This is a genomic window from Holdemania filiformis, from assembly GCF_003459085.1.
Lineage (GTDB): Bacteria > Bacillota_I > Bacilli_A > Erysipelotrichales > Erysipelotrichaceae > Holdemania > Holdemania filiformis.
In genome coordinates, this window is record NZ_QRUP01000002.1 from 26,010 (window position 1) to 38,537 (window position 12,528).

The 12,528-nt window shown below is 57.4% G+C and carries 4 protein-coding genes; all 4 read right to left on the minus strand.

Annotation, left to right across the window (positions count from 1 at the left end; all coding sequences use genetic code 11):
- Positions 1-3 precede the first annotated feature (3 nt).
- The 4 genes from DWY25_RS02215 to DWY25_RS02230 are packed head-to-tail and all read right to left on the minus strand — an operon-like array spanning position 4 to position 12,361.
- A complete protein-coding gene (locus DWY25_RS02215; RefSeq protein ID WP_117893106.1) occupies positions 4-1,665 on the minus strand; it encodes an AMP-binding protein in 1,662 nt (553 codons plus the stop codon).
- A 15-nt stretch (positions 1,666-1,680) separates the two neighbouring features.
- Complete coding sequence (locus DWY25_RS02220; RefSeq protein ID WP_117893109.1) at positions 1,681-3,216, minus strand: HD domain-containing response regulator; 1,536 nt, start codon at positions 3,214-3,216, stop codon at positions 1,681-1,683.
- Positions 3,216-5,093 (minus strand): histidine kinase N-terminal 7TM domain-containing protein, encoded by a 1,878-nt coding sequence (locus tag DWY25_RS02225; RefSeq protein WP_117893112.1) that lies wholly within the window; start codon positions 5,091-5,093, stop codon positions 3,216-3,218. The genes DWY25_RS02220 and DWY25_RS02225 overlap by 1 nt, the downstream gene beginning before the upstream one ends.
- On the minus strand, positions 5,090-12,361 hold the full coding sequence (locus tag DWY25_RS02230; RefSeq protein WP_181981653.1) for a non-ribosomal peptide synthetase: 7,272 nt from the start codon (positions 12,359-12,361) through the stop codon (positions 5,090-5,092). Before DWY25_RS02230 ends, DWY25_RS02225 begins: the two co-directional genes overlap by 4 nt.
- Positions 12,362-12,528 lie beyond the last annotated feature (167 nt).

The window sequence follows — 12,528 nt, forward strand, 5'->3', positions numbered from 1 at the left end:
GAATTACCTCTTTTCTAGGATGGTGCTGCGTTTGATTTTTTTAGTCGCCGTTTTTTCAAATTCCGAATCACGCAGCTTGATCATCTGAATTTGTTTATAGACCGGCAGCGTTTCGTTGATCTGATCGATCTGTGTCTGCAGCTGTTCCAAAATCTCATAGGACGACATCCCGGCGGTCAGCTCAGGATCCGGATACACCATCAATGCCAGCCGCACGTCGTCGGCGTGGGATGAGGAGCTCAGCCCGAAGGCCATGACTTCCTTGATCAAGGGCAGCGAACTCACATAACTTTCAATTTCTTCCGGAGAGACCTTTTTTCCGTTTTTAAACACGATCAGATTTTTCTTGCGGCCGGTGATCGTCAGGTGTCCGTTTTTGTCCAGACTGCCCAGATCGCCGGTCATAAACCAGCCGTCGTCAAAGGCGGCGGCAGTCAGTTCCTCATTTTTATAATATCCCTGCATCAGCGAAACGCCCTGAACGAGAATTTCACCGTCCTTGAGCTTCAGCTTGTAGCTGGGCAGAACATGGCCGACGGTATCGACACGCCGGTCCTTATTGCGGTTAACGGCCAATAACGGCGAGCATTCCGTAATCCCATAGCCCTGGATGATCTGGAAGCCGAACGCCTCCATCTCTGCGCCGATGGAGGCTGACAGGTGCGCGCCGCCGCAGATGATCAAGGACAAATGTCCGCCGAAGGCCTCGCGAATCGGCTGTAAGAACGCGGGATGCAGCGTGATGTTGAACTTGCGGCCGAGCTGGAACAGTTTGATATACTTGCGCACGGCTTCTTCCTTGCCTTGCTTGCGCAGCGTCCGCCAGATATTCTGATGAAGCGTTTCGACGATCAGCGGCACGGCCATCATCGTTTCCGGCGCGAAGGTTTTTAAATCGCGCATCATCGTTTTTAACGAGCCGTTGACGCCGACCGTGCTGCCGTGCAGAAGCATGTTGATGACGGAACAGGTCAGGCCGTAGGTGTGGTAGAAGGGCAGCGAGGTAAACACCGTTGCCCCCACGGCAACCAACCGCATCGAGTCGGCGGCATTGGTAAGGATGCCAACCTCGGACAACATCACCGGCTTGGAGGTGCTGGTTGTGCCGGAGGTGTAGACGATTGAAGCGGTAAAGGTTTCTGCGTGATCGGGAAACGACCAGCCGCCCTGATGGCGCGCTGTTATCGCCTGTCCTTGGGCCAGCAGCTCCGCCAGCGCACCTTTGCCTTCTTTTTCCATTAGGAGCAGCTGCTTCAGCCGGGGATTCTCCTGACATAACAGGCTGCCGACCGGTTCAAAGGCCGGGGAGAGGAAGCACGCCGTGCAGTCCGCCTGAAGGATCATACTGCGCAGCACGTCGTCGGATTGCTCGATATCGATGCACACGGCGGTGCGGCCGCTGACGATCAAAGCGAAGTAAACAAGCAGCCATTCGATACTGTTTTCGCTGAGGATCGCGATGTTGCCTTCCGGCAGCGACAGCCGGAAGGCTTCGCTTAACGCCTGGACGTTTTGCTTCAGCTGGCTGAAGGTCAGACAGCGGCGTTCGCCCTTGGGGGAGTAGCTGACCAACGCTTCTTTTTCACCAAAACGGCGGCTTGTGCCTTCGAGAAACTGGCGGAAGGTGGCATAGCTGTCGGCGGGGTAATAGGCATAATTTTTCATCGTGAGTTCCCTTTCCTAAAGTTCGTGGAATGTCCATTCCAGCTGCGCGTGGATCTGATCATAGTCGTTTAAGATTTCGATAAAATCGTCAACCAGCTCGGGATCAAACTGCGTCCCCTTGTTGCGGATCAGCTCGGCGCGGGCCTGATCGAGCGAAAGCGACTGACGGTAGGCGCGGAACGAGGTCATCGCGTCGAAGGCATCCGCGACGGCGATCATCCGGGATTCCAGCGGAATCTGCGGGCCGGCTAATCCGTCTGGATAGCCTTTTCCGTCCCAGCGCTCGTGATGGCTGCGGATGATGCCGGCGATTTCCTGAAAGAAACTCATCGCGGAAAGAATCTGACAGCCCAGCTCGCTGTGGCGGCGGATTTGCGCATATTCCTCCTCGCTTAACGGTCCCAGCTTGGTCAAAATGGAATCCGGGACGCCGATCTTGCCGACGTCATGGAACAGGCCGGCCAGCCGGATCCGCTCCAGCCGCTGCGGATCCGGAATCCGCTTTTTGGCCAGTAAGGTCGTATAGTAGCTGACGCGGTCGGAATGGCCGCGGGTGTAAATATCTTTGGCCTCGACCATCAGCCGGACGGCCGTGATCGTTTCCATGTAGCTGGCTTTAAGCTGTTTGTTCGTTTCCTTCAGCTGATCGTTGCGGCTTTGTAAGACGGTATGCAGAATCATCCGCGCGATCGCCGAGCCGGCCTGGCGGCTGTAAAGCGTCAGCAGTTGGATCAATGTGTCGGCCGGAGCCTGTCTGAAATGAATCCCGATCATGCCGAGGAAATGCCCGCTTTCATCATGCAGCGGCAAAGCCAGACGCTGTTCGCACAGATCCGGCTGACGGGAAGATTTAATCCGCTGGATCGCATCAAGAAAATGCGGGTAATACAGCCGCATAAACTGCGCGGCATCCAGCTCATAGTCGCCGCTGCCGCTTAATAACAGCGAGGAAACCAGCGACACCTTTTCGCTGAAGGCGGGAATATTCTGCGGATTGAGCATCACGAAGACGTCGTCTTCCTGACATAAGGAACGCACCTGGCCGACAATCGCTGCGACCAGCTGCTGCGGATTCTGATCCTGATACAACGTCGTGACGTCGTTTAGAATTTCATTGAGTCCGTCGCGGTAGCGGCGGATTGTCTGCATCTGGCGGATCGACTTCACGCAGGACTCGACCAGCAGCTCCAGCTGATCGAATTTATCGCTTTTTTCATAATAACCCTGGATATCCAGCTCGCGGATCGTCTTGACCGGCGGCGCCAGATCCTTGTGGCCGGTTAACAGAATGATAAACAGATCGGTGTTGAACTTGCGGATCTCCTCGACGACCTTGTCGCCGCAGATCGGATTCATCAGAAAGTCCAGCAGCAGGATGTCATAGTGATCCAGACGGATCTTCTCAATCGCCCGCAGCGGGTTGCTTTCGATATCGACGGTGTAGCCGCAGCCTTCAAAATATGCGCGCAGCGCCAGTGTGATCATTTCGTCGTCGTCCAGCACCAGCAGACGGAACTCGTTATGGATCTGACCTTTTCGATTTTTACGCATCAAAAGGGACTCCTTTCTTCAGATTTCAGGGGTGTTTCTTCCTGGAGGACTTCGCTGTTAAGCGGAATCGTGAAGCCAAAGACCGCGCCGCCGCCCGGGTTATCGTTAAACCACAATTCGCCGTCAAATTTCCCCTGGATCAATGCCTTGGACATATACAGGCCCAATCCGGCCCCGGCTGTGCCCTTGGAGGTGATCATTTCCTTTAATAGATGACGGCGCACGGAATCGGAGATGCCGCTGCCGTGATCGCTGACGGAGAGCGAGAGCTGGCCGTCTTCCTGCCAGATTTTCAAATGGATGGTGTGGTCGGACTGAGGCAGCTGGGCGTCGATCGCGTTGGCGATGAAGTTGTTGACAATCTGGACGAGGTTGTTGATATCCCCGTGCAGCATTACTGAAGGCGGCACGTTGTTTTCGCTGACGAGCTGGCAGTTGTGAACGGTCAGCTCGTGACGCATGAGCAGCGTCGTCCGCCGAAGCAGCTCCTCGGGCGTGAAGGTGACTTTATCGGAGGCGTTCATATTGGCAGCCTGGCCTTTCACGGCTGTGATGATGTCGGACATGTAGGAACACGAATCTTTGCAGCGATGAATCCAGTCCGTCATCTCCTGGGCGATTTCCCTGTAATCCGCCGGGGTCACCTCCGGATCGCCGAAGCTGCGCTGACATTCGTCGACTAAATCGTTCATGGCATTGAGCGCCCCGGCAATCGACATGATCGGCGTTTTCAAGTTGTGCGCGATGCCGCCGACCATCTGGCCTAACGACGCCAGCCGTTCCCGTTCCATCATCCGTTTCTGCGAGTTCTGCAAGTTCTGCATGCTTTCCTTCAGCTTGGTGACGTCCTTGTAGATGACGCTGAACCCGACGATCGCCTTGTTTATGATTAACGGCGTGACCTCGACCATGTAGTAATGCAGGCGGCCGTCGGCGACGATCATCTGTTCATAAGCGATTGAGCTGCGGCTTTCCCGTGCGGATTCGACGGAGCTGATCAGATTGTAGACGGCCGTCATTGCGCTGGGATCATGATCGCGCTGAATGTTGATCAGCGGTTTGTTGATCTCAATGCCGCAGCGGCTGCCGATGATCTGGGCGAAGGGCTGATTGTAGTTGAGCACCAGCCCGGTTTCGCTGAGGATCAGATAACAGTCGGAAATCCAGTCGAGGATGTGCTGCGTCGCAATCGGCGTGATGTTCAAGAAGTTCAGCTTTTCAATCGCGATGCCATGAAAGATGACCGTAAACACAAAACTGATCGGCGTCGCGGCGATCGAGAGGTCGAGAACCTTGAATGTCGCAAGCATACTGACGGCCAACGGAATCAGCGTGCCCAAGGAGAACATGACGGCCTGCTGCATATACAGGCGGTTATTGCTTTTGAACGCGAAATGCAGAATGATGACGATCGCGGCGATCATGCACAGGTAGCTGTAGCCGCCGCTGATATACATATAAGGGCCGAAGACCACTTCGCTGGCGATGACGCTGAAATGCTTGTAATGCAGATGATGCAGCGGATTGGTCCAGATCATCACGTTCGTCAGCAGCGGAACGAGAAACAGTCCGCGGACACGTTTGGGCAGCTGGTCATAATGATGCGTGAAGACCAGCGCGATCAACAAAAGCAGCACCGGCGCCAGACTCGTGCCGAAGTTGGACAGCGCGTCCCAGACGTAAAGCATGATTTCATCGCCGGGCGCGGTAAAGCGCATGCCGATCAGGGCGATCATCCATTCGATCAGAATCATCGAGAACGCGACGTAGATCTTATTGATCAGGTGGCTGCGGTTTGTGCGCAGGTTGCGCGAAACGATCAGCACCAGACCGATAATCGAGATATAAAAGGTAATCAGAGCGCCGTTGGTTATCATTGGGTTTCACCTCGTTTCTGACAGAAGCAGGCCAGCTCGCGGTCAATCCGCGGAAACGGCCAGCGGTAGCCCTCCGCTTCCAGTGCCTGCAGCGTCATTGCAGCGTCAGGCTGGATCCGGACGGGTTGTTTTTCCAGCTGGTTGAGCTGTTCGATCAGGCTGCCGATCACAGCGCTGCCGGATTCCGCTTCCCGCCGCAGCGCCAGGGCGAAGTGTTCGTCGTCGACGACGGGCAGCTGCGGAAAAATCGCCTGCAATGTCAGCGGATGCGGATTCATCAGATGCAAAACGGTGAGATCGCTGTGCAGGCCGGCGACTGCCGCCAGCGCGCATTCATCGACCGCCGTCACCTCCAGCGTCCTCTGCGCCAGCGCCGGATTCAGACAGCTGACCTGCCGCAAAGCCTGACACAACCGCCAGAAGGCGTTGGTTTGCGGGTGGAGCTGGAACTGACCATCCCGATGCCGTCCGCATAAGCGGCCTAAGCGCAGGATCCGTGCCGGCTGTCCTGCTTCGATCGCCTGGCAGACAGCTTGTTCAGCCAGAAATTTGCTTTCGATATAGAGGTTTTCATTCCAGTTCTGGCCGATATCAAGATCGGTTTCGCAAAAGCTTGCCCATTTCTGCGGATCGGCGGGCAGGTAGGATCCGCTGACGCTCAGCGTCGAAACATGGATCAGCGGGACGCGGAGTTCTCCGGCGAACGCTAACAGATGCCGGGTACTTTCGACGTTGGCGGCCAGGAAGGCATCGCGGCGGCCATAGTGACTGACCTCGGCGGCGCTGTGCACGATGCAGGTCAGCGAAGTCGGCAGCGACGCCTGTTCGGCTGCGGACAGTCCCAGATCAGGGCGGGTCAGATCGCAGTGCAGGCAGACAAGCTGGTCTTTGTAACGGCTGACCCATTCCGGACCGAACAAGGCCTGCGCTTTTTCCAACAACGCGGCTGGATCAGAACGCGACAGGACGACGATCGTCTCAGATAACTTCTGTTTAAGCAGCACGTCGATGAGATGCAGACCGAAGAAGCCGGAGCCGCCGCTGATCAGCGGGCAGCGCCAGTCGATGGCGGCCTGGGATTTCAAAGGAAAGCGGACAGGGGACTCGGCGGTGAATGTCTTTGCTTGTTTTTCCGGCTGAATTCGCCGGCGCTGTTCAGCCAGCGTCGGATGCGCGTAGAACTCCTCCAATGTCAGATGCAGGCCAAGATTGTAATATTCCGTCAATAACGTCAGGGCGCCCAGCGACGTGCCGCCCTGTTCGAAAAACGATTGGTTTTCATCCACATCGCCGCGTTTTAGTACCTCCCGCCACAGAACCGCCAGATCGGGAAGAGCGGTCTTTTCCTGAACCGGCGCGGCAGCCGCAGATTCGCTTTTTTCAGAAACCTGCGGACGATCAGGTTCTTCAGAAGGGGCGATCAGCGCTGCCAACGCCCGCCGGTCGGTTTTGCCGGAGGCGGTCAGCGGCAGATGATCCAGCCACGTCAGCGAGGCCGGGATCATGAACTCCGGCAGGACGATTTTCAACGCCTGCCGCCAGTTTGTTTCCCCGCTGCCCGAAGCAAACGCGTGCAGCGAGAGCACCTCGTGATTCTGAATGCGCGGGATAACGGCACATTCGCGGATGCCTGCCAGCTGTAAAAGCTGCTGCTCAATTTCCTGCAGCTCGATGCGGTGGCCGTTCAGCTTGATCTGATCGTCGCGCCGGCCAAGATATTCCAGCTTGCCTGTCGTATTGACGCGCGCCAGATCGCCGGTGAAGTAAAACCGCCGCTGAGGTTCTTGCGGAGCCTGGACGAACGCCGTGTTTTTATCGGGAGCGTTGATATAGCCCAGTCCGACCCCAATCCCGCCGATTACCAGCTCGCCGGCCTGCATCGGCAGACAGCGCCGGTGCGCTTCATCTAGAATATAAGTTTCATAATTGGCCAGCGGTACGCCGAGAGTAACCGGGGAATGAGAAACTTCATCGCATGTGGCGTACACCGTGGTTTCCGTCGGACCGTAGCAGTTCAGAATCCGCGCGGAAGTGCAGGCCGCGGTCCGGCGCACTAACGGCGCGGGCAAGGCTTCCCCGACATGAATGATCGTCTTGACGGAGGTCAGCGCTTTCCGGAACGCGGCGTCGGCCATGTTCATCTGCATTCGCGTCGGCGTGAACTGGACGAAATCACAGCGTTCATTCTCGATCAGCGCTGCCAGCTCCCACGGCAGACGCAGCTGGGATTCATCGGCGATCACGACGGTCATGTCCAAAGCCAGGGCAACCAGAGTTTCGGTCAGGAAGACGTCGAAGACCGGATTGGTCGCGCAGAGAGCTTGCCGGCATCCGCCGATCAGCGGCCGCATCGATTCCAGAAACGCCGCGGTGTTGCGGTAAGTAATCTGCGTGCCTTTGGGCATCCCGGTGGAGCCGGAGGTAAACAGGCAATAGTGCACAGCGTCCAGCGGGCGGTCCGGCGTCTTGGCCAACGGCGCCTGAGCGAAAACGGAACACGAAGGAAGCGGCAGGTTTAGTTTTTCCAATAAAGCGGGCGAGCCGACGATCAGATCGGCCCCCGCCTGATTCAGCATCGTTGCGATCCGGGCTGGAGGAAAGTCAGGATCCAGCGGAACATACGCCCGGCCGCAGTGCATCAGCGCCAGCATCGCGATAAACAGAGGTTCGCCCCGCTCGCACAGAATTCCGGCCGGTTTGTTCGAAGCGTTCTGCATCAGCGCACCGGCCAGCCGGTCAGCCTGTTCGATCAGTTCGGCAAAGGTCGTCGTTTTCTGATGAAAGCGCAGGGCCGGCTGATCCGGGTGCAGCAGCGCGCGCTGACGGATCTGGACGTCCAGCGGCAGTCCGCAATACGGCACGCGCAGCGCGTTGGGAACGTCCAGGCAGCGGCAGCGGTCCAGCGGCGCGAGCACATCCAGTTCCGTCCAGACCGGATCTTCTTTCGTTAAAGTCATGACGATGTGTTCCAGACTGCGTTGGTAGAAGCGGATCGTTTCCTCGCGGTAGCGCTGGTTCTCAAACTCAAAGCAGAAATGCCAGCGCTCCGCTTCCCAATAAACCTCCGCGGTTAACGGCAGCTTGCTTAATCCGGTCGGGACGGGCTGATAACCCAAGGTCTGCCCCGCTAAGCGCAGCTGGTCAGCCGCGATCGGCCGCAGCGAAAACATCATGTCGAACACGGCGTTGCCGCCGGCCTGCCGGGGCAGATTGAGCATCCGGATCAGATCTTCCAGACCGACGGCCTGATGATCCTGGATCGCCGCAAGCTGGTTCTGTACCCGCGTCAGCAGTTCGCGGATCCGCATCTGAGGCTCAAATTGAAATGATAACGGCAGCGTATGCATGAATAATCCCGGCATCGCCTGTGTCGCGGCCTGCGTCCGGCCGCTGACCGGCATTCCAAGAGTGACCCGGTCGGTTTGATTCCAGCGGGCCAGCTGGAGCAGCACGGCGCTGGCAAAGACAGCGGCCGGGGTCAGCTGATTGGCGGCGCAGAACGTCCGGATTCTTTCTGAATCCTCCAGACTCAGATCATAGACGAGCTGGCTGCCGCCGGGATGCGTCTGTTCCCGCCGGTCCTGCGGCAGAAGCTGCGGTTTCGGCAGCGGCGTCAGCGTCTTTTGCCAGAATTCAAGGTCTGCTTCAGCCGGCCCGTCCTGCATCGCCCACGCCGCATCTTTATAAGTGAGCGGTGTTTTCCGGGATTCTCCGCGGTACAGCCGGTCAAGATGATCAAGCAATAACGGCGTTGTCAGTCCGTCGCTGATCAGATGATGCATGTCTAATCCCAGCGCCCAGCCCTCTTTGCGATGAATGAAAGCGGCGGTAAACAGCGGCGGACTGGCCAGATCCATCGGTCGGATCAGCGCTGCAGGATCCCAGTCGGGTCCCGCTTCGATGCTTTCGACATGGAAGCTGACGGTTTGATGAATCTGCATTTTAATTTCCCCGCCGTCCAGGACAAAGCCGGTGCGCAGCAGTTCTTCTTCCTGAACCAGTTGGCCTAACGCCTGATGTAAGCGGTCGAGATCGAGGTCCGCGGGCAGCGTGAACAAGCCCGGCATGTGATACGCGTCGTTTTCCGGATCGGCAAGCAGATCCGCCAGAATCGCTTTCTGTTGAAAGCTCAGCGGATAGAATGCCTGCCTGGGGGCTGGCTGCAGCTGTGGCTCCACGGCAGACTGACCGCCGTCGAGCACTTCACCGATCGCCGCGGCGGTGCGCAGATGATAAAGATCCGCCGTTTTTAAACGGATCTGAAATTTTTCTTCAATTAAGCTTAACAATTCCATCGCGATCAGGGAATCTCCGCCGGAAGCGAAATAATCGCTGTCCAGCTGCATATCCGGCCGCTTTAAGAGCGTTCGCAGCTGATCGAGCAGCCAACGCTGAGCGAAGGACGCATCGGCGGTGTTCTCCGCTTGCGGGGATGGCGTCAGCGGCGGCAGCCGGTCGGGATCCAGCTTGCCGTTAGCCGTGAGCGGCAGGGCGTCGACCGCGATATAAACAGAGGGAACCACCGGTGCGGGCAGCTGCTCCATCAACGCCCGCCGCAGTCCAGCCGGATCGACCGGCTGATCGCTGACGATGTAGGCCGCCACCGTGCGGTCATTTTGAAGCACGACCGCGGCGTTTTGAATGTGCGGCAGCCGGCTTAGCTGCGCGGCGATTTCCTGCGCTTCGATCCGGTATCCGCGCACCTTGAGCTGTTGATCCCGGCGGCCGGCGATGACGATTTCCCCATCCTGGGTCCAATAGGCCAGATCGCCCGTGCGGTAGGCTCGTTCTCCCTGCAAACAAGCCAGCGGCTGAAAGCATTCCTGCGTCTTATCCTCGTCCTGGTCATAGCCCAGCGCCAGGCAGGAACCGCTGATCCACAGCTCGCCGATACACTCGCAGGGCAGCGGCTGACCTTCAGAATCGAGCACGAGCAGGCGGCAGCCGGGCAGGGGCTGGCCGGCGGTAATCCGGCGGGCGTGCGCCAGCTCTTTCATGCAGACGCCGATCGTGGCCTCGCTGGGACCATATTGATTATAAAGCCGCGCCGCAGTCCAGCGCTTCAGCTGACGCAGCAGGGCGGAGGGATAAGCCTCCCCGCCGCAGACCAAGTATTCCAGTTGGGACGCCGCCCGGCAAAACGCCGGATGTCTGAGATAAGCCTGCAAGCGCGAAGGCGTCAGGGAAAGCATGCCGACGTGATGCCGGAGGATTAAATCGGCCAGCCGGGCCGGGTTCTCCGCCGCTTCCGCATCCGCAAATACCACGCATCGTCCGTTGAATAACGCACCAATCGATTCGATCAGAAATGCGTCGAACGCCGGGCTGCATAACGAAAGCACCGGATTTTGCGGATAGACGCCGGCCATCGCTTCGATAAAGTTGAATAAGCTGGCGGAACTGACAACGACGCCTTTGGGTGTTCCGGTTGTGCCCGAGGTGTAGACGATATACGCCGCTTCCCGGGGGGTGAAGGGACGCGGGGCGTCTGCCCGCGCCGCCAGGTGGAACTGATGGTCTTCAATTGTTTTCCAGGCCCAGCACTGCTGCGGATCCAGCTGATCGCGCAGCGCGCAGGAACTGATGATCAGATCCGCGCCCGTTTGCGCAAGCAGCGTTTTTAAGCGGTTTGCGGGCTGGGCCGGATCCAGATTGATCCACACGGCGCGGCTGAGCATCGCCGCTATCATGCCGGTGATCAGCGCTTCACCCCGCGGCAGAAGCAGCGCGATCCGCAGCGGTTCTGCCTGCGGTAACGTTAAAAACTGCGTGGCTAAAGCTTCAGCCTGAGCGTTCAGCTGATCGAAGGTCAGCCGGCGGTCCTGATCGACGACCGCCATCCTCGGTCCCTGATTCTGCACAATCTGATGCCAGCGGGCTATCAGAGTCGCCGAGGGGACGGCCGCGGCCAGCGGATTCAAGGCATATACAATACGGTCTTCTTCCGCTTCTTCCAGAATGCGCAGCCGGCTTATCGGAGTATCCGGATGCTTCAGCACGTCCTGAAGGATCGTTGTCAGACTTTGATGCAGCTGCGCGATCCGGGCTTCGCTGAAGCTCTGAACCTGATAATCGTAGTCGATCTGGAAGGCGTCGCTTTCCCGATGGCTGACGTGCAGGCACAATTCTTCTCTCTGTTCACCGCTGTAATGCCAGGCGCCGCGGAAGCGGACAGGGGTGTCCGAGGGCGGAATCAGGCGCGTGTCTTCATAGGAAAGCGCAATCGAAAACAAGGTCTCCAGTTCCGGCCGCTGCGCACGGGCCAGTTTCATGATTTCAGAAAACGGATATTTCTGATGCTTTAACAGGCGGTACCATTGATCGTTGAGCGTCTGGCAGAACTGATCGGCCGTCTGCGCGGGATCGAGCTCGCAGCGAAAAGGCAGCGTACTGACAAACATTCCGCCGGCGTATTTTTCTTTGGATTGGGAACGATTGATCACCGGCACGCCGATCACCGGTGCTTTTTGGGCGTGAATCCGGCCGAGATAAACGGCCAGTCCCAACAGGATCGTGATAAACGGGGAGATCTGGCGTTCGTTGCAGAAGACCTGAAGCCGCCGGCTCAGGCTTTCTGAAAGTATGCGGCTGTACCGCTTTCCCACCGGACTGAGAGGATAGAGCGGCGTGGTTCGTAGCGATTCCGGCGCTTCCCATGCCGCGGTTTCCCGCTGCCAGAATTGTTGATCGCGGGTATAACGGGAACTGTGCTGATAGGCCTGTTCCTGAGACAGATGTTCACAATAAGGCGTCAGCTCGGCTTCTTCCAGGCTTTCGCCAGCCTGCGCGCGGCAATACAGCGCGGCGATGCGGTTGTGCAGCAGCACCTGCGCCCAGCCGTCGGAAATCAGATGATGCGCTAAAATCAGCACACCGCCACATGTTTCTCCGGTTTGAAAACCATAAAAATGGATCAAAGGCTGATCCAATAAGGGCATCGGCGTCTGGGTCACCGCCTTTTGCCAGGCTTCAAATTCTGCCTGGGTTACCGCTGAAAAATCCAGCACGGGAAAAGACTGGGGGACAAACGGAACGAAATACTGACGCGGCCGGCCTTCCGTTAACGTCAGCTGCGTCCGCAGCGTTTCGTCGTGTTCGAGGACGGCATTCAGCGTTCGCTGTAAAGCTTCAGCGTCGAAGTATTCGTCGATAAACAAGGTCGTGCAGATATGATTGATCGGCGTGTGCGGCAGCGCCTGTTCCAGATTCCAGATGTTCTGTTGACTGAAGGACAGATCCTCGGTGTGCGTTGGCGTAGTTGTTTTCATCCGGGTTCTCCTTAAAATTAAAAGTGTGTCAGGAAGCGGTGAAGGTTTAGATTTGAATGTCAAAGTAAACATTTACTATGAGAATTATATCGGCTCAATAATCAAAAAACAAGACACGGTTCATGACTTTTTGATTCAATTTCCGTCTTGCTTTTTCAGATGGTTTC